Annotated in this window: 17 protein-coding genes, 2 tRNA genes and 2 pseudogenes; 15 read left to right on the top strand and 6 right to left on the bottom strand. The window is 71.3% G+C overall.

The window, feature by feature from the left end; genetic code table 11:
- Positions 1-27: 27 nt before the first annotated feature.
- Positions 28-606: a sigma-70 family RNA polymerase sigma factor gene (locus GA0070608_RS03840; RefSeq protein WP_091621749.1), complete on the bottom strand. Its 579-nt coding sequence runs from the start codon at positions 604-606 to the stop codon at positions 28-30.
- Between the two features lie 107 nt (positions 607-713).
- On the opposite strand from GA0070608_RS03840, the gene GA0070608_RS03835 reads away from it, so the two are divergent.
- From GA0070608_RS03835 to GA0070608_RS34260, 4 genes are all read left to right on the top strand, one after another.
- Positions 714-1,358, top strand: coding sequence for a zf-HC2 domain-containing protein (locus GA0070608_RS03835; RefSeq protein WP_091621746.1), 645 nt, complete (start codon positions 714-716; stop codon positions 1,356-1,358).
- A 129-nt stretch (positions 1,359-1,487) separates the two neighbouring features.
- Positions 1,488-3,152 (top strand): copper resistance CopC/CopD family protein, encoded by a 1,665-nt coding sequence (locus GA0070608_RS03830; RefSeq protein WP_176733931.1) that lies wholly within the window; start codon positions 1,488-1,490, stop codon positions 3,150-3,152.
- Between the two features lie 16 nt (positions 3,153-3,168).
- Positions 3,169-3,900 (top strand): YcnI family copper-binding membrane protein, encoded by a 732-nt coding sequence (locus GA0070608_RS03825; RefSeq protein ID WP_091621740.1) that lies wholly within the window; start codon positions 3,169-3,171, stop codon positions 3,898-3,900.
- A gap of 137 nt (positions 3,901-4,037) precedes the next feature.
- A complete protein-coding gene (locus tag GA0070608_RS34260; protein WP_411970771.1) occupies positions 4,038-5,090 on the top strand; it encodes a hypothetical protein in 1,053 nt (350 codons plus the stop codon).
- Positions 5,091-5,302: 212 nt separating this feature from the next.
- On the opposite strand, the gene GA0070608_RS03815 is transcribed toward GA0070608_RS34260, so the two are convergent.
- Positions 5,303-6,586: a glycosyltransferase family 87 protein gene (locus tag GA0070608_RS03815; RefSeq protein WP_091621737.1), complete on the bottom strand. Its 1,284-nt coding sequence runs from the start codon at positions 6,584-6,586 to the stop codon at positions 5,303-5,305.
- Positions 6,587-6,662: 76 nt separating this feature from the next.
- Between GA0070608_RS03815 and orn the strand changes: the two genes are divergently transcribed.
- Both orn and GA0070608_RS03805 read left to right on the top strand, forming a co-directional pair.
- Positions 6,663-7,253: an oligoribonuclease gene (gene orn / locus GA0070608_RS03810; protein ID WP_091621734.1), complete on the top strand. Its 591-nt coding sequence runs from the start codon at positions 6,663-6,665 to the stop codon at positions 7,251-7,253.
- Between the two features lie 96 nt (positions 7,254-7,349).
- A tRNA-His gene (locus GA0070608_RS03805) sits at positions 7,350-7,422 on the top strand.
- A 50-nt stretch (positions 7,423-7,472) separates the two neighbouring features.
- On the opposite strand, the gene GA0070608_RS03800 is transcribed toward GA0070608_RS03805, so the two are convergent.
- Both GA0070608_RS03800 and GA0070608_RS03795 read right to left on the bottom strand, forming a co-directional pair.
- Entirely contained in the window at positions 7,473-8,768 is a 1,296-nt protein-coding gene (locus GA0070608_RS03800; RefSeq protein ID WP_091621731.1) for a L,D-transpeptidase, read from the bottom strand.
- Positions 8,769-8,976: 208 nt separating this feature from the next.
- Positions 8,977-10,242: a L,D-transpeptidase gene (locus GA0070608_RS03795; RefSeq protein WP_091621728.1), complete on the bottom strand. Its 1,266-nt coding sequence runs from the start codon at positions 10,240-10,242 to the stop codon at positions 8,977-8,979.
- 185 nt (positions 10,243-10,427) lie between these two features.
- Between GA0070608_RS03795 and GA0070608_RS03790 the strand changes: the two genes are divergently transcribed.
- Together GA0070608_RS03790 and GA0070608_RS03785 are read left to right on the top strand one after the other, a co-directional pair.
- Positions 10,428-10,503, top strand: a tRNA-Lys gene (locus GA0070608_RS03790).
- A gap of 278 nt (positions 10,504-10,781) precedes the next feature.
- Positions 10,782-11,078, top strand: coding sequence for a DUF4326 domain-containing protein (locus tag GA0070608_RS03785; RefSeq protein ID WP_245715682.1), 297 nt, complete (start codon positions 10,782-10,784; stop codon positions 11,076-11,078).
- Here the strand turns inward: GA0070608_RS03785 and GA0070608_RS34125 are convergent.
- A pseudogene (locus GA0070608_RS34125) lies at positions 11,068-11,349 on the bottom strand (hypothetical protein); the annotation flags it as partial. The gene GA0070608_RS03785 and the pseudogene GA0070608_RS34125 overlap by 11 nt on opposite strands.
- Here GA0070608_RS34125 and GA0070608_RS34255 point away from each other — a divergent pair.
- The 3 genes and pseudogenes from GA0070608_RS34255 to GA0070608_RS03765 all read left to right on the top strand — a co-directional run.
- A pseudogene (locus GA0070608_RS34255) lies at positions 11,317-11,445 on the top strand (hypothetical protein); the annotation flags it as partial. The pseudogenes GA0070608_RS34125 and GA0070608_RS34255 overlap by 33 nt on opposite strands.
- Positions 11,446-11,649: 204 nt before the next feature.
- Positions 11,650-12,075 carry a hypothetical protein gene (locus tag GA0070608_RS33255; protein WP_245715681.1) on the top strand — a complete coding sequence of 142 codons (426 nt, stop codon included), beginning with the start codon at positions 11,650-11,652 and terminating at the stop codon, positions 12,073-12,075.
- 388 nt (positions 12,076-12,463) lie between these two features.
- Positions 12,464-13,144, top strand: coding sequence for a YdcF family protein (locus tag GA0070608_RS03765; protein WP_176733635.1), 681 nt, complete (start codon positions 12,464-12,466; stop codon positions 13,142-13,144).
- Between the two features lie 6 nt (positions 13,145-13,150).
- On the opposite strand, the gene GA0070608_RS03760 is transcribed toward GA0070608_RS03765, so the two are convergent.
- Positions 13,151-14,377 carry a helix-turn-helix domain-containing protein gene (locus GA0070608_RS03760; RefSeq protein ID WP_176733634.1) on the bottom strand — a complete coding sequence of 409 codons (1,227 nt, stop codon included), beginning with the start codon at positions 14,375-14,377 and terminating at the stop codon, positions 13,151-13,153.
- 365 nt (positions 14,378-14,742) lie between these two features.
- Between GA0070608_RS03760 and amcA (GA0070608_RS32495) the strand changes: the two genes are divergently transcribed.
- Genes amcA (GA0070608_RS32495) through amcA (GA0070608_RS03745) form a run of 4 tightly spaced genes read left to right on the top strand, consistent with a single transcriptional unit; the run spans position 14,743 to position 16,563 of the window.
- Complete coding sequence (amcA, locus tag GA0070608_RS32495) at positions 14,743-14,907, top strand: multiple cyclophane-containing RiPP AmcA (protein WP_176733633.1); 165 nt, start codon at positions 14,743-14,745, stop codon at positions 14,905-14,907.
- Positions 14,904-15,251 (top strand): hypothetical protein, encoded by a 348-nt coding sequence (locus GA0070608_RS03755; protein WP_091621717.1) that lies wholly within the window; start codon positions 14,904-14,906, stop codon positions 15,249-15,251. Before amcA (GA0070608_RS32495) ends, GA0070608_RS03755 begins: the two co-directional genes overlap by 4 nt.
- Positions 15,248-16,384: a cyclophane-forming radical SAM peptide maturase AmcB gene (amcB, locus tag GA0070608_RS03750; protein WP_091621714.1), complete on the top strand. Its 1,137-nt coding sequence runs from the start codon at positions 15,248-15,250 to the stop codon at positions 16,382-16,384. The genes GA0070608_RS03755 and amcB overlap by 4 nt, the downstream gene beginning before the upstream one ends.
- A complete protein-coding gene (gene amcA, locus GA0070608_RS03745; protein WP_091621710.1) occupies positions 16,381-16,563 on the top strand; it encodes a multiple cyclophane-containing RiPP AmcA in 183 nt (60 codons plus the stop codon). The genes amcB and amcA (GA0070608_RS03745) overlap by 4 nt, the downstream gene beginning before the upstream one ends.
- Positions 16,564-16,586 lie beyond the last annotated feature (23 nt).

Here is a 16,586-nt window from a genome sequence, read left to right as displayed (position 1 = left end):
CGTCCCCTCCCCGGCGGAAGTTCCCGGTCATCCGGCGAGGGCGTCGCCGACCGCCTCGACGAGGTCGTTGCGGGCCCGGGCCACCCGGGAACGGATGGTGCCCACCGGCACCCCCTCCACGGCGGCGGCCTCGGCGTACGACAGGCCGAGTAGTTGGGTGAGCACGAACGCCGCGCGCCGCTCGGCGGGCAACCGGCGGACCAGGTCGGCGGCGCTGAACTGGCCGACGGGGTCCGGGTGGGGCTGGTCGGTCCAGGCGTTGGCGGTGAGCCGCTCGCCGAGCCGGCGGCGACGGACGACCGTGCGCAGGTGGTCGGCGCAGGCCCGGCGGGCGATGCCCAGCAGCCAGGTGCGCGCACTGGAACGCCCTTCGAACGCCGGCAGCGCCCGGAACGCCCGCAGGTAGGTCTCCTGGGTCAGGTCGTCGGCGCTGTCCGGGTCGACCAGTGCGGCGGTGAAGCGCCACACCTCGGCCTGGGTCAGCCGGACGAACGCGGCCTGGGCGACGGGATCCCCGTCGCGGGCGGCCAGCGCCCACTCGGTCGCCGACTCCCGCGCGGCGGCGGTCGGACCGGCGGCGGGGGTCTCGCGTGGGGCGGGGATCACGACAGTTCAGGGTACGCGGCGGGGCCGGCCGGGGGAGGGTCCTTCGGCCCTTCCATGGCCTGCGCCACCTCGGGAACTATTCCCGCGCGCCGGACGACTACCCCCTCATGACATGCGACGACGTACGTGCGGCGCTGTCGGCGCGGCTGGACGGCGAGGATCCGCTGGCGGCGCCGGCGGTGCTGGACGCGCACGCGGAAGGCTGCCCCGGCTGCCGTGCCTGGCTGGCCCGGGCCGAGCAGGTGACCCGGCTGGCCCGGGTGCAGGCGGTGGCGGTGCCGGACCTGACCGCGTCGGTGCTGGCGGCGGTCGCTGCCGATCCGGTGGCGGCCGGGCGCACGCGGGCGGCGGCCCGGGCGGCCCGCCGCCAGGTGCTGCGGGTGGCGGTCGCGGTGGCCGCGGTCGCCCAACTGTCGATCGCCCTGCCGATGCTGCTCGCCGGGCTGGGCGTGACCGTCGACCCGCACACCAGCCGCGAGATGGCCTCCTTCGACGTGGCGCTGGCCGTCGGCTTCGCGCTGGCCGCGTGGCGGCCCGAGCGGGCCCGGGCGTTCGTTCCGGTGGCGTTGGTGCTGGCGGTCTGCCTGGCCGGCACCAGCGTGGTGGACATCGCCAACTCGACGACCGCGCTGGTGCACGAGGTCGGCCACCTGGCCGCCGTGGTGCAGGCGGGGCTGCTGTGGGCGTTGGGACGGGTCAGCGACGAGCCGGGCCACCGACCGTCGACCGCACTCCTGCCCCGTCATGGCTGACGTCGCGCCGGTGAAACCGGGCGGACGGGTTCCGGCAGGGTCGGGCACGGTCGGAGTGGCGCCGGGCAAACGGGTTCCGGCAGGGTCGGGCATGGCCGGAGTCGCGCGGGACCGGTCATGTTCGAGAGCATTGCCGGCATGAGTGTCGCCAACCGTCGCTGGACCGCCCGGCTGCTGGCCGCCGCCGGCCTGCTGGTCACCGTCGTCGCCCTGCTGATCGCCCCGGCCGGCCCCGCCAGTGCCCACGCGGTGCTGGTCAGCAGCAGCCCGATCGCCTCGGCGGTGGTGTCGGACGGGCCGGCGGAGGTCGTGCTGACGTTCAGCGAGTCCGTACGCAAGGTGCCGGGCAAGATCCGGGTGATCGCGCCGGACGGCTCCCGCGCGGACCGGGGCGAGCCCACCTTCGAGGACACCGTGGTCACCGTCCCGGTCGACCCGGCCGGGGAGCGCGGCACCTACCTGGTCAGCTACCGGGTGATCTCCGCCGACAGCCACCCCGTCTCGGGGGCGTTCACCTACTCCGTCGGCGCGCCCTCGACGCCCCCGGTGGACAGCGGGAACGACAGCCGGGCCGACCCGGTCGTCAGCAACGCCGTCAAGGTCGCCAAGTACGCCGGCTACACCGGCCTGCTGCTGCTCGTCGGTTCGGCGCTGGTGCTGGCCGTGCTCTGGCCCCGACGGCTGCCCCGGCGGGGCCCGGCCCGGCTGGCCTGGGTGGGGCTCGGCCTGCTGGCAGCCTCCACCGTGGCGAACGTCCTGCTCCAGGTGCCCTACACCGCCGGCGGCGGGGTGTTCGACGTGACGGGCGAGGGGCTGAACGACGTCCTGGGCAGCTCCTTCGGCGCCGCGCACCTGGTCCGGCTGGGCCTGTTGGCTGCGGCGGCGTTCCTGCTCCGGCCCCTGATGGCGGGGCCGGTCGAGCGGAGTGACCTGGTCATCCTGGGTGTGCTCGGGGCGGCGGCGCTGGTGACCTGGCCGCTGGCCGGGCACCCGGCGGCCTCGCCCGCCCCCGCGGTCTCCGTCGTCGTCGACGCCGTGCACCTGGGCAGCATGGCGGTCTGGCTGGGCGGGCTGGTGATGCTCGCCGCCTTCCTGTTGCCCCGGGCCGACGAGCGGGAGCTGGGCGCGATCCTGCCGATCTGGTCGCGCTGGGCGGCGCTGGCCGTCTCGGCGTTGCTGCTCGCCGGCACCGTCCAGGCGTTGATCGAGGTGGCCTCCCCGGGCGCGCTGGTCAACACCACCTACGGGCGGCTGGTGCTGGGCAAGATCGGGCTCTTCGTGCTGGTGATCGTGGTGGCCGCGTACTCCCGGCAGTTGGTGCGCCGGCGCACCGCGGCCGGCCGGCCGACGTCGATGCGGCGGGCGGTCTGGGCGGAGCTGGCGATCACCGCGGTGGTCCTTGGCCTGTCCACCGTCCTGGTGCAGACCACCCCGGCCCGCACCGCCGGCGCCGACGTGACCGGCTCGACGGGTGGCTATTTCTCCACGACGCTGTCCAGCCCGAACTACTCGCTTCAGATCGAGCTGGACCCGGCCGAGCGGGGCAACAACACCGTGCACTTCTACGCGTACACGAAGGACAACCGGCCCCAGCCGGTGGTGGAGTGGCGGGCCACGGCCGCCCTGCCGACGGCGGGGATCGAACCGATCCAGGTCCCGTTGCTGCCGCTGACCGACAACCACGCCACCGGAGAGATCAACTTTCCGGCGGTGGGGGAGTGGCAGTTGCGCATCACCGTCCGCACGTCAGACATCGACCAGGCCACGGTGACCGCCACCGTGCCGATCAGGTAACAGGAAGGCTCGGACCATGATCCGTCACCGGCGTACCGCAGGCGTCGCCGCCGCCCTGGCGCTCGGCGCCGTCGCCACTGCCGTCCTCGGCTTCGCGGCGCCCGCCTCGGCCCACGTCACGGTCAACCCGCAGGAAGCGACCCAGGGCGGCTACGGCCGGTTCGCGTTCCGGGTGCCGAACGAGAGCGACGCGGCCTCCACCACGAAGCTGGAGGTGGTGCTGCCGGAGAACGCGCCCGTCGGCTCCGTGTCGACCATGCCGGTGCCCGGCTGGACGGTGGCGGTGGAGAAGCGCAAGGTGGACCCGCCGGTCGAGGTGCACGGCAGCCAGATCAGCGAGGCCGTTTCCAAGATCACCTGGACGGCCGCCGGGGACGCGGCGGTCAAGCCCGGCCAGTTCCAGGAGTTCCCGGTCTCGATGGGACCGCTGCCGCAGGTGGAGACGATGGTCTTCAAGACGTTGCAGACCTACTCCGACGGCAACGTGCAGCGGTGGATCGAGGCGCCGACCCCGGGCGGCGAGGAGCCGGAGAACCCCGCCCCGGTGCTCACCCTCACGGCGGCCGCGCCGTCGGCCGCACCCACCGGCTCCGCCGCGCCGCCGGCCGCCGCCGACGATGACGACGCCGACAGCGATGGCGTGGCAACCGGGCTCGCGGTGGCCGGCCTGGTAGCCGGCGTGGGCGGCCTGCTGCTCGGCGGGCTCGCGTTCGCGCGTACGCGGCGGGCGCCGACGTCGCAGGCGTGACCCGTACCGCTCGCCGGCCCGTCGGACGATCCGACGGGCCGGCTGCATTCCGGGCCCGTACCGTGGATATCCGCTGATCAGTCGTCCCACGTCGGTAAGGTCTGCCGGGTATCTGGCTACGGAGGGGGACGAGGCGAATGCGGTTCGTGCGGATGCTCGCCGCAATGCTGCTGCTGACGGTCGGGATCACGGCGCTGCTCGCCGGCGGAGGGCTCGCGCTGCTCGCCCGGCAGGCCGACCCGGGTGGCGCCTTCAGCGCCCGGTTCGAGACCGTGCGGACCTCGGGTCACGCGGTGGTCGTCCGGGACGTCGACGAGCTGCTGCGGGCCGAGGCGCCGTTCGCCCGCTCCGGGCAGGCCCGGCTCCGGCTGGAGGCCCGCACGCCCGACGGCCCGGCCTTCGTCGGGCTGGCCCCCGCCGACGAGGTGCGGCGCTGGCTCGACCCGGTCCCGTACGCCGAGGTGCGCCGGGTGGCGCTGGCCCGGGGTCCGCTGCCGGTCCGGCTGGAGCCCGCCGGTCTCGCGCCGCCCGCCGGTGCCGGGCCGTCCGCCGGCCTCGCGCCGCCCGCCGCGCCGATCGGCCAGCCCTTCTGGGTACGCGAGGGGATCGGCGCCCTGGAGTGGTCCCCGGCGGAGCTGGCCGACCGGCGGCTGAGCCTGGTGGTGCTGCGCCCCGACGGGCGGGCCGACCTGAGCCTGGAGCTGCGGGCGGGGCTGCGTGCCGGCTGGACCGCCCCGGCAACCGCCGGGCTGCTGGCCGGCGGGGTGCTGACGGTGGCGTTGGCCCTGCTCCTGCTGCGCCCGGTGCGCCCCCGCGAGGTGGTCTTCGTGGTCGAGCCGGACCAGGTTCCGGTGCTCGCCGGCCGCCTCGGGGTGACCTCGCTCAGTGGCCTCGGCGCGCAGCCGACCCGGGACAGTGACCGGTCCCGCGTCGCCGGGCGGCAGCTCGCCTCGGTCGGCGCCGCCGCCACGGGATCCCGGCCGGCGATCGGGCCGGTGCCCGCCCGCCGCCCCGCGACGCTCGCCGACCTCGCCGGAAGCGACCCGGCGCTGCGGCCACCCGACGTGAACCTCACCCTGGCCTGGCCGCCCGTCGTTTCCGAGGAGACTGCCGACCCGGTCGCCACGCGGGGTCGCCTCCGCCCCGCCACGCCCGACGCAGGTGAGCCGTCGACCGACGACTCGCGCTGAACCGCCCGCCTGCGGGTTCCCACCAGCCCGGCGCCAAAGAGGTAGGGCGCCGTCCGGGTCACGGAAACGGCGACCGGAGCCCGAGGGAAGGGAGCCCGGAGCCCTGAGGTGGGGGCCTGGACGGCGAACGGCCCTCCGCGCTGCCGACGCGGAGGGCCGCCCTCACCGGGGGATCGGTGCTACCTGAGACGTCTGAGGTAGTTACGACCAGATTAGCGGTGAAGGGGGCTATCGGGAAGAGTGTCCTTTTGGCGCGACTTGCTACCGGCCGGCCGGATCGGCAGGGTCACCAGCAACAACAGGCTCAGCAGCACGTACGTGTTGCGGATCAGGAACTCGGCCGGCGAGTCCGTCCGCACCGGGGCGATCCCCCAGTCGTGGAAGGTCACCACCCCGTACACGATCAGGGCGGACGTGCCGACGGCGAACGCTGCCAGCCGACGCTGCCGACGGGCGCCCGCGCCGGTCGTGGCGTCGGTGCTCAGCGCCGCGTCCGCCAGCACCACCACCGCCGGGATGAACCAGTAGATGTGGTGGGTCCAGGTGATGGGGCTGACCAGCGCGCCAACCAGCCCGGTGAGGGTGAGGCCGGTGAGCACGTCCCCCGCGCGGGCGGCCCGCGCGGCACGCCACAGCCCGTACCCGGCGACGACAGCGACCAGCAGCAGCCAGCCCAGTTGGTTCGGCTTCTCCGGCGCGGTGATGCGGCTGAGCAGGCCGAACAGCGACTGGTTGCCGGTGTAGTCGGTGCGGCCGACCCGGTCGGTCGCCCACAGCTCATGGGTCCAGAACCGCCACGAGTCGCGCGGCGCGACCGCCGCGGCGAGCAGGGTCGCGACGGCGGCCGTCACACTCGCCGCCACCGCCGCCCGCCATCGGCGGGTGACCAGCAGGTAGACGATGAAGATGCCCGGGAAGAGCTTGAGCGCCGTCGCCAGCCCGACGCCCACGCCGGCCCACCGGCTTCCCCGGGGTACGGCGAAGAGCAGGTCCGCCAGGATCAGCACGACCAGCAGCATGTTGATCTGGCCGAAGGTGATCGTCTCGCGGGTGCTCTCGACTGCGAGCACCAGCAGGACCGCCACGGCGATGGTGAACACCCGGGGCAGGCCGTGCCGGGCGATCACGGGCGCGAGCAGCCAGCGGGTGGTCACCACCACCGCCAGTCCCGTCAGGACTGTGAAGATCGTCACCGTGGCACCCAGCGGCAGCAGCGCGAACGGGCGCAGCAGCAGCGCGCTGAACGGCGGGTAGGTGAAGTAGAGCTCGCCCTGCACCCGGTCGGGCTGCACGTAGTCGTAGAGCGGGTTGCCGGCCGCCCACCAGTCCATCGCCCGCATGTAGATCTTCAGGTCGAAGAAGTCGTGCACCAGGCCGGGCAGGTAGAGAGCCGGCAGCATTGCGGTCAGCGCCAGCACGGCGACGAGCCGACGGACCGTACGGCCGCCGGAGTCGTCGTCGGTGACGGCAGGCGGCGCGGCGGGTTCGGCTGGCACGGGGGAAACCCTAGCGGTCACCTCGCGCCTCAGTGCGCGGGCGCGCGGCCGGATGTGCTGCGCGTAGGCTGTCCCGGTGGCTGATCTTCTCGTCTGGATCGACTGTGAGATGACCGGGTTGGACCTCGGCAGGGACAAGCTGATCGAGGTTGCCGCGCTCGTCACCGATCCAGACCTAAACGTGCTCGGGAACGGCGTCGACGTGGTGATCCACGCCGACGAGGCGGCGCTGGGGGCGATGCCGGAGATCGTGGCGACGATGCACGCCAAGTCGGGGCTGACCGAGGAGGTCCGGCGCTCGACGGTGACCCTCGCCGAGGCCGAGGCGATGGTCCTGGACTACGTGGCCAGCCACGTGAAGGACCCGCGCACGGCCCCGCTGTGCGGCAACTCGATCGCCACCGACCGGGGCTTCATCACCCGGGACATGCCCCGCCTCGACGCGCACCTGCACTACCGGATGATCGACGTCTCGTCGATCAAGGAGCTGTGCCGCCGCTGGTATCCGCGGGTGTACTTCGGCCAGCCCCAGAAGGGGCTGGCCCACCGGGCCCTCGCCGACATCCGGGAGAGCATCCGGGAGCTGGAGTACTACCGGCGGACCCTCTTCGTGCCCCTGCCCGGGCCGGACGTCGAAACCGCCAAGGCGATCGCCGCCGAGCTGTAGAGCCGCCGGCGGAACCCGCTGGACGCGGCGGGCGGGGATGGGGCTATTATTGATCCGCACCCGGCCCGGGGCGATTGACCGGGCGCGGAAGGCATGGTGGCTGTAGCTCAGTTGGCAGAGCACCGGGTTGTGGTCCCGGTTGTCGTGGGTTCAATTCCCATCAGTCACCCGTTGACCGAAGGCCCCCTCCTCGCGGAGGGGGCCTTCGACGTTCCGGGCTCAGTTGGTCGGGGTGACCGTGGGCTCGGCGGTCCCCTCCGGGGCGGTCTCGGCCGGCGGCTCGTACGGCAGGGCGCTGCCCTTCACGTACTGCTCCCAGCTCATGTTCCAGTCGGTCCAGCCGTTGCCGTTCTGGAGCTTCCGTTCGGTGCCCTTGACGGTGATCGGGTCGCCGACGCGGGTGTTGGTGAACAGCCAGGCGCCGTTGGCCATCGAGACGTTCACGCAGCCGTGCGAGACGTTCACCCGGCCCTGCTGTCCCTCCGACCAGGGCGCGGCGTGGATGAACTCGCCGCCCCAGGTCAGCCGCTGGGCATAGTCGATCTTCGTGCGGTAGCCCTCCTCCGGGCCCAGTTCCTCGAACGTGTCGAAGACCGTCTTGCGCAGCTTCTCGATGACCACCATGGTGCCGCTGGAGGACGGGGTGCTCTTCTTGCCGAGGCTGACCGGAATGGTCTTGATCACAGAGCCGTCCTTCGTGACGGTCATCCGCTTGGTCTTGTTGTCCACCGTCATGACCACCGCCGGGCCGACCTTGATGCCGACGTTGAGGTCCGCCCGGCCGTACCAGCCGTCGCCCAGCGGCAGGCCGCCGGCCTGGATCCGGTAGGAGACCGTGCTGTTCGCCTGCCAGAACTGCTTCGGGCGGTAGCGGATCTCGGTCGGGCTGACCCAGTGCCAGATGCCCTCCTGCGCCGGTGAGGAGGTGACCGTCATCCGGCTCTGCACGTCGTCGCGGTGGTCCTCCGGGATGGCCCGGCTGAACTTGACGATCAGCGGCATGCCGACGCCGACGACCTGGTCGTCGCCCAGGAAGCTGCTGACCCGGACCTGCTTGCCGGGCTTCGCCATGGTGGTGAACGTGCTGGTCGCCGTGGCCGGCCGGTCGTCGTCGCCGGTCGCGGTCACCGTCGCGGTGTACGTCTCGGCGTACTTCAGCGCGCCGGTGGGCAGCCAGCTCTTCCCGTCGGCGGCCAACTCGCCCTCGACGGGCGCGCCGGCGGAGTCCTTCAGCTCGACGGCGGTCTGCCTGGCCTCAGTGGCGGTGAAGGTGATGCCGGTCGACGCGGGCACGTCCTTCGCGTCGGCCCTGGGCTCGACGATGGTGGCCGCCGCCTTCGGCGCGGGAGGCTGGTCACCGCCCTTCTGCCAGCCCGAGGGCTTGCCCCCGCCGCCGTCGGTGCAGGCGGAGGCCAGCACGAGCGTCACGGCGAGCACCGCCGCCGCGAACCCGCGGCGTCGCCCACCCCGCCGGTCGCCTCCGGGCCGGATCAGCTGGTCCTGGACAGCTCGCATGATTCCCTCACAGTCGTGGTCCCCGGTTGCCCATCGTCCCTCACTGACGCACGGGGGCAGGTACCCGTTCCGCAAGGTGAACCGAAACACGCCAGGAGAGATGTCCGGATGCTGATAAAATCCGGGGTTTTCCAGGGCTCACCCACCCACGAAGGCGGCGACCGGCCCGCAGGCGCGGGCCGGTCGCCGGATCCTCGGTGGGCGCGCCTCAGAAGGCCGACCCCTCGCCGGCCTCGGGGACCGGCACGGCGCTGCCCTTGACGAACTCGGACCAGCTCAGGCTCCACGCCGTCCAGCCGTTGCCCGGCGCCAGTTTGCGCTCGGTGCCCTTGACGGTGATCGGGTCACCCACCTTGGTCTTCCCGAACAACCACTTCGCGTTCGCCATGGAGACGTTGACGCAGCCGTGCGAGACGTTCACCCGGCCCTGCTGCGCCACCGACCAGGGGGCTGCGTGGATGTACTCGCCGCCCCAGGTGATCCGCTGGGCGAAGTCGATGTCCGTCACGTAGCGGTTCGCCGGGTCCGGATCGTCGCGGGTGTCGAAGACCGTGGACTCCTTCTTCTCCATCACCACCATCGTGCCGCTGGACGAGGGGGTCTTCTTCTTGCCCAGGCTCACCGGCAGGGTGCGGACCACCTGGCCGTCCTCGTACACCGTCATCTGCTTGGTGGCGTTGTCCACCTTCATCTCGAAGGCCTGGCCGATCTTGGCGGTCGCCGCACGGTCGACGTTGCCGTACCGGCCGTTGCTCAACGGGATGCCTGCCAGCGCGATCCGGACGGTGAGCGTGGTGCCGGGCTTCCAGTACTCCGGCGCGCGGTAGTAGGCCTGGGTGCCGTTCTCCACCCAGTGCCAGGCGCCCGGCTGCGGCGGATCGGTCTGCACGAACATGCGCTTCTGCACCGCGGCCCGATCCTTCTTCGGGATCCCCGGGTGGAACTCGGTGACCACCGGCATCGCCACGCCGTAGGTCTTGTCGTCGAAGAGATAGAGACCGGAGCTGATCACCGACTTGGGCTTCGCCATCGTCGTGAAGGTGCTCGTGCCCTGACTGGTCGCCCCGTCGGCACCGGTCGCGGTGACCGTGGCCGTGTAACGGGTGCCGTACTTCAACGGCTTCGACGGCACCCAGGACGAGCCGTCGGCCCGCAGGCGCCCCTCGACCTGGCCGCCGCCGGCGGCGGTCAGCGTAACGCTGGCCACCTTCCCGCCCGGCAGTTCGGCGCCGATCTCGGCGCTGACCGGCCGGTTCTTCCCCCCGTCGGCCGGGCTCACCGTCAGCGGCGGTCCGCTCGGCGCGGCCGGAGTGCCGGGCTCGCCCGTCGCACCCGGAGTGGCGGACGTGGCCGGCGCGGTGCCGCCGACGAACTCCGCCTCTTTCTTCTGCTCGGTGCCGCAGCCTGTCAGTGCCAGCGACGCCACCAGGCCGAGGGCGCCCACCATCGCCCCGGCCCGCGTGAACATGCCCATCCCCACCTCTGTTCTCGCGTACCTGGCGCCATCGTGCCGCATGGTCGCCCCTTATCCGCCCCCCATCGTCGTTTGATCGGCGGTTTTGCCCCCGGATGCCCGTTAAGCTCGCCCGAAGGGGTGAGGCGGGGATCGGATTGGAGCCCCGCTCGGAGGGGTGCTAATGTTCTCTCCGTTGCCAACGAGCGCCGCTAGCTCAACTGGCAGAGCAGCGGACTCTTAATCCGCGGGTTCGGGGTTCGAGTCCCTGGCGGCGCACCAGCAATAAAGGCTCTGACCTGGGGTTTAACCCTGGGTCGGAGCCTTTTTCGTGTCCGGCGGTGGTGGGTGGTCGCTCAGTGGGTGCTCGGGAGCCGTTGGACCGGGCTGGCATTGCTCGGACATGTCGTTGTTCCGTGGACGCCTGCGCTCATCGTCATTTCTGAGGTGACCAGCCCGCATCGGGTCTGCGGGGCATTGGCGCATCCGCCCGTCCGGGCGCCCACGCGCTTCCTTCGAGCATCCACGCGCAGCCGATCATTGGCGATTACGCTGGCGGCGTGAGGGGACAGCCGCGGGTTCGTGTGCAGGGGGACCTCTATCACCCGGTGGTTCCGCCCGGCGCCGTGTATGTGGGGCGGCAGGGGTTCGGGTTGCGGCGTTCTCCCTGGGCCAATCCGTTCAGCCTGCGAAAGCACGATCGGGCGGAGGCGCTACGCCTCTATCGGCAGTGGCTTGTGGGGCAGCCGGCCCTTGTTCACCGGGCGCGGCGGGAACTCACGGGGAAGCAGTTGGCGTGCTGGTGCCGCGTCGAGGATGCGTGCCATGCCGACGTGCTGGTCGACATCATCGGTTGACCTGCAACCGGTACCGGGCTGTGGGCCGTCTCGGTGCGTAGACACCGCCGATGCTGAAGGACTGCGACCTTGCCGCTTGGTTGCCTACGTAGAAGGCGACGTCGCGGTCAGCGGCGCAGAGCTGGATTAGGAACTTGTTTCTCAGCTGCTCCGCAGCCTCTGCGTCGGTGAGCTGGTTCAGACGACGTTGTAGGGCCACGAACTCCCAGTCCCAGAGTGTCTGCTGGTGACCCCGGCAATGACGGTCCGCGCAGCGGTAGCGGTAGGCGCCGGGCGGTTGTCCCCGCGGCGGTGGCGGGCACTGTGGTACCTGGCGCAGCATGGTTCCGCGTCGACGCTGGACGCGGCGCTTGTCTGTGCGGTGTCGCGGCTGACGGCTCACCGGGACCTGGTGTGGCTGCACGAGGCGGGACTGGTGCGCCGCGAGCGCTTGGCGGAGGACCGGACCCATACCTGGTGGTACGGGGTCACGGCCGAGGGGACGGAGGTGCTCCGGTGCGCCTTGACGCGTCGGGGCGGGCCGGTTCCGTTGCGGTTGGGTCAGCGGCCCTCTGGTGTGGCGGATGCCCTGTTGTTCCTGCCGTTGGTCGAGGTGTCGCGGCGCAACCCGGGGCGGTGCGAGCTGTTCAAGTGGCTGGCGACGATGGAGACCTCGTCGTGGTTGCGCCAGCACGACCTGGCGCAACTGCGGGCCGACGGTTACGGCGTATGGCTGCAGGACGGGCGGTGCCTGCGGTTCCTGGTACACGTCGACCGTGGCCCGATCGGCGACGTTGTCGCCGAGCACGAGCGGCCGGTGTCAGGGCTGGGTGGACTGTTGGCCGGCTACCGGCGTGCGGACCGGCTGGTGCCGGTTGGGGCGGTTCTTCTGATCGTCAGGACGCCGAGCGGGAGGAACGACTGCGTGGCCGACCTGCTTCGTGGGCCGCTGCCGAACGCTGTCGCCACGACCACACGGCAGTTGTTGTATCGCCACTGGCCGGACGAGCAGGTATGACAGGTGCCGGGCGAGACTGGCAGGCGTCGCTTCATCGAGGTCGGAACCTGACCTCACCACGTCACGATGCCCCGGCCGCCGCCAACCTCCTGATCCTGAGGAGGCCAGCGGCGTGGTGCTGGAGTCAGCGGCGTCGTGCTGCGCTGTTACCCCTACGCTGACGGCATGAGGGAACCCAGCGCGGACCGGACCTACGCCACGCCTGACGACCTTCCGCTGTCGGCTGTGCTACCTGAACTACTGCGGAGCGTGCGTGAGGGCCAGATTGTCTACCTGAGCGAGCGGGACGAGCCCGTGGCCGCCGTCGTTCCTCTGGAGGTGGCGAGGGCGGGATTGGCGGCCCTGGGCAGGTCCGACGAGGGGCCCCGATGACGGCCCTCTCCGGTAGGTGCTGATGAACCGGCATGCGGCGGTACATGCCGAGGCGATTCCCGACGCTATCCGGGCGGACGTGGAGACGCTCTGGCGCTACCACGACATGCGTCACGAGTTGCGCCCGTGCGACGTGGGGATCGGGTTGGGCAGCCATGACCTCGGCGTGGCTGTCATCGCGACGCGCTTGTTTCACGAGGGCCTGTTCCCAAGGATCGTGTTCACTGGCGCGAACGCCCCGACGACCGTCGAGCGGTTCCCGCGTGGAGAAGCAGTGCACTACCGCGAGTACGCCGTCGAGCAGGGCGTACCGGCGGAAGCGATTCTCGTGGAGCCGCGTGCCACGAACACCGCCCAGAACCTGGAGTACTCGCGTCAGCTCCTGACCGAACACCGGATCCCGGTGAAGTCGGTGCTGATCATGTCGCGGCCCTACCAACAGCGTCGGGCCTACGCCACCTGCAGGCGGCTGTGGCCGGAGGTCGATGTGGTGTGCGCGTCGAACCCACTCGAACTGGACGACTATGTGCGCAGCATCGGCGACCCGCGGCGGGTGGTGGACATGCTGGTCGGCGACACGCAGCGGATCGAGGTTTACGCCGAGCGTGGGTTCGCGATCCCGCAGGAGATGCCGGACGAGGTACGGACGGCCTTCGAGCGCCTGGTGGCGGCCGGCTACACGAGTCGGCTGATCTGAGCACAGCTACCAGCGTGGCCCTCCCGACCGGACGCCCATCCGGTCGCTGAGTTCGACGGCCAGTCGAGGTGGCCGGGGGCGGGTGAGGATGTCCCGGACAAGGTCGCGGGAAAGCCGGTGATAGCGCACCTGGTCGGGGCCGATGACCTCGGCATCCAGAAGCGCCGCGAGCGCGTCGTCGATGCGGTTCCACCGGGCAAGGGCTCGGGCGGTTTCGATGGCGTGCCGAACCTGCCGCTCGACGGGCACGGTGCTGGTGTCGAGTGGGGCGCCGATGGCGATGGCGCGTTGCACGTCGCCGAGTTCCATCGCCACGGTCGTCTTGTGGATCGACACGTTGGTCGGCCCGAACGCGGTCCACACGTGGTTGCCATCGGCACCGAGCCGCTGCGCGGCAGCATCGGCCTCCGTCATGTGGGTGTCGGCCGAGGCGCGGTCGTCGTCTCGAGCGGCGGCCAGCGCGCAGACCAGGTGCAGGCTGCCGTAGACGGACAGCAGCTGCGCAGTGGGCTTGGCGAGCCGTGGTTCCAGGAACTGTGCCGCCGTGGCGGCGAGGCCGCGGGCTTGGGCGTACTCACCGATGGACGCCAGCGAGTGCGCGGCGGAGCGGCTGAGTGAGCCAATGACGACGTGATCGTGGCTGGCGTTGGCGGCGGCCAGCCCTCGGCTGGCGGCGGTCCACGCGAGGTCACCTTCGCCCAGCTTGGTAAGGAACAACGCGGCGAGCTGGTGCGCGTAGGCGGTCATCGCATGCGCACGCTGGCCGTCGTCTCCGTCGTACGCCTCGGTGGCGGTGAGGCAGTCGTGGATGAGATAGGGCAGCCGGCGGGCGAGGGTGCCGTACCGCGAGTGCTGGTAGGCGGTCCAGATCTCGGCGACGTCGTTCTCGATCTCGCGCAGGGCGGGGGCCTCGACGTCCCCCGTGCTGGCCAGCGCTGGCGCGAGGTGACGATAGTCGTGAAGCGCGGCCCGCAAGGCCGGGATCGTCTCGCGCCCTGAGTCGTCCGACCACTCGAACAGGCTCGGTGCACCGATCAGGTCGCCGAGGGACACGTCGAGGGCCTTGGCGACCGCGCGTATGACCGACAGCCGGTCCAGGTCGGCCCGGTTCGTCTCGACCTTGCGTAACCACTCCTGCGTCTTGCCGACCAGACCGGCCAGCACCTCCTGGGAAAGCCCTCGCCGACGCCGGTAGAAGGCGACGCGCTGGCCGATCGTCATGTCGTCCGTCATCCCTCGCACACCATCACCCTGCCCGCTGAAGCCCGCCGGACCCGGTACGGATTTTCCCGGTCCTCCGTACGGACCGCCCCTACGTTCAGTTCACCCCAGATCACCGGCGCGTGTCGATGCCGGTGTCGGGATGACTGACAGGGAGCTGCAGATGGAGGGATCGATGAGCGGCGCACACACCACGGACTGGGCCGCTGGCTCGGCCTGTCCGGGAGCGAACTGTCTCGGCTTCCCCGCCTGCGTACTGCCATGAGGGCTGCGCGGGTGGGTGATCGGCGGTCTGCTCCCAGCCGCCGTGATGCGGCGGCGGGCTCGCCATTCCCCCGGCGAGCCCGCCGCTCATCGTCTCTGGTGGGGGTGGCGGCATGACGGTGTACGTCTCGCGTAACGCCATGGCCAGCCAGTCCCGGCGCCCCGAGCCCAGGTGGAAGTCCAAGCAGGGGCAGGTGTGGCCCGCTGATCCGCCGCTACTCACCTTCGTGTGGCGTCGGCTGTTCGAGCAGCAGGCCCGCGAGGGCGGTCGCCGGTGACCGGGCCGCAGCGCCGTCTCGCGGCGAACCGGCTCGCGCCAGCCGAGGTGGAACATCTGCCGATGCGCCCGCTGTGGCTGTGCCGCCGATGCGGGCAGCCGTGGCCCTGCGGCGCAGCGAAGCTCGCGCTCCTAGCCGAGTACCGAGAAGTGCCGGTGAGCCTGTTCCTCTACCTGGCCGGCTGCCTGCACGACGCGATCGACGACCTGCACCGGCTCAACCCGAGCGTCACGGGCAGCGCTGCCGACATGTTCGACAGGTTTCTCGGCTGGCCTGCCCGCCACACCCACGTCTACCGCGTCAGTACCACCACGGCCGTCAGCATCGAAGAGGCCTCCTCGTGAACGGCATCGGCCTCATCAACGCCACCGGCCAGCCAGCGATCGCCGGTAGCTTCCACACCCTGGTCGTGCAGCCGACGAGCTTTTGCAACCTCGACTGCACCTACTGCTACCTGCCCGACCGGAGATCCCTCCGCCTGATGAGCGGCGCGGTCGCGCGGGCCTGTGCCGAGTCGATCGCCCAGCAGAACAGCAGTCATCCCGTGAGCGTCGTGTGGCACGGGGGCGAACCCACCGCCACACCCATCGGGCTGTTCCGGGATCTACTGGCTCCGTTCGAGGAGCTGCGGCGCGCCGGGATGGTGCGTCACGAGATCCAGACGAACGCGACGCTGATCAACCGCCAGTGGTGCGAGCTTTTCACCACCTACGGCTTCGAGGTCGGGGTCAGCATCGACGGACCCGGCGCATTGAACCGGAACCGCCTCGACCGGGCCGGCACGTCGACGGATGCCCGAACCCTGCGCGGCATGCAGACCCTGGCCGACGCGGGGCTGAGGTACTCGGTGATCTGTGTTGTCACCCCGGAAACCATCGGCCACGCGGAAGCTCTCGTCGACTTCTTTACCGGCCTGCCCGGCTGCGAGTCGGTGGGCTTCAACATCGAAGAGCAGGAGGGCGCCGACCGAGCACCGGTGTCGGAGGATGCCGCGTACCGGTTCTGGCAGCGCCTCATCGCACGGCGCGTCGGCGGCAGCCCGCTGCGGATCCGCGACGTGGACCGGCTGGCCGACTATCTCGCCGCCACCCGCGCCGGACACGCCGACCACGCCCCGTACGAGCCGATCCCGACCGTCTCCTGGGATGGGCAGGTGGTGCTGCTGTCACCGGAACTGCTCGGCATCACCGAGCCGCGATACGGCGACTTCATCGCCGGCAACGTCCTCCAGCAACCCATCACTGCCATGATCGCCGGCGCCGGCGACCTGGGCTACGTCGCCGAGTTCGTTACCGCCCTCAACGACTGCGCCGACCACTGCGCCTTCTACGACTTCTGCCGTGGCGCCCAGGCCGGCAACCGCTACTTCGAGCACGCGACGTTCACTGCCCGAGAAACGACCTACTGCCGGACCACCCGACAGGCCCTCGTCCGCGCCGCCGCGGACCACCTCACCCCTCAAGGAGAAGCACCATGACCAGCGCCCTCGCGGTCCTCGTCAACGCTGCACCCGAGCAACTCGCCCGCCTCGGCGTGGACCCGGAGCGGTCGGTAGCGTCGATCGACGCGGCGAAGTTCGACAACCGCCCTACCTGGGACAACAAGGGTAGGTTCGACAGCCGACCCGGCTGGGACAACTGGAACAAGAAGAAATAGCCCCGCGACGGGACGCGCGGGGT

It is taken from the genome of Micromonospora peucetia, from assembly GCF_900091625.1.
Lineage (GTDB): Bacteria > Actinomycetota > Actinomycetes > Mycobacteriales > Micromonosporaceae > Micromonospora > Micromonospora peucetia.
Note: the sequence above shows the minus strand (reverse complement) of the source record. Positions and strands in the feature narration are given on the sequence as shown.

Excerpts from the sequence above, each read along its gene's own strand:
- GA0070608_RS03800 (WP_091621731.1), bottom strand. The coding sequence starts at position 8,768 with ATGCGAGCTGTCCAGGACCAGCTGATCCGGCCCGGAGGCGACCGGCGG.
- GA0070608_RS03835 (WP_091621746.1), top strand. The coding sequence starts at position 714 with ATGACATGCGACGACGTACGTGCGGCGCTGTCGGCGCGGCTGGACGGC.
- amcA (WP_176733633.1), top strand. The coding sequence starts at position 14,743 with ATGACGGTGTACGTCTCGCGTAACGCCATGGCCAGCCAGTCCCGGCGC.
- amcA (WP_091621710.1), top strand. The coding sequence starts at position 16,381 with ATGACCAGCGCCCTCGCGGTCCTCGTCAACGCTGCACCCGAGCAACTC.
- GA0070608_RS03760 (WP_176733634.1), bottom strand. The coding sequence starts at position 14,377 with ATGACGGACGACATGACGATCGGCCAGCGCGTCGCCTTCTACCGGCGT.
- GA0070608_RS03795 (WP_091621728.1), bottom strand. The coding sequence starts at position 10,242 with ATGGGCATGTTCACGCGGGCCGGGGCGATGGTGGGCGCCCTCGGCCTG.
- GA0070608_RS03825 (WP_091621740.1), top strand. The coding sequence starts at position 3,169 with ATGATCCGTCACCGGCGTACCGCAGGCGTCGCCGCCGCCCTGGCGCTC.
- GA0070608_RS34260 (WP_411970771.1), top strand. The coding sequence starts at position 4,038 with ATGCGGTTCGTGCGGATGCTCGCCGCAATGCTGCTGCTGACGGTCGGG.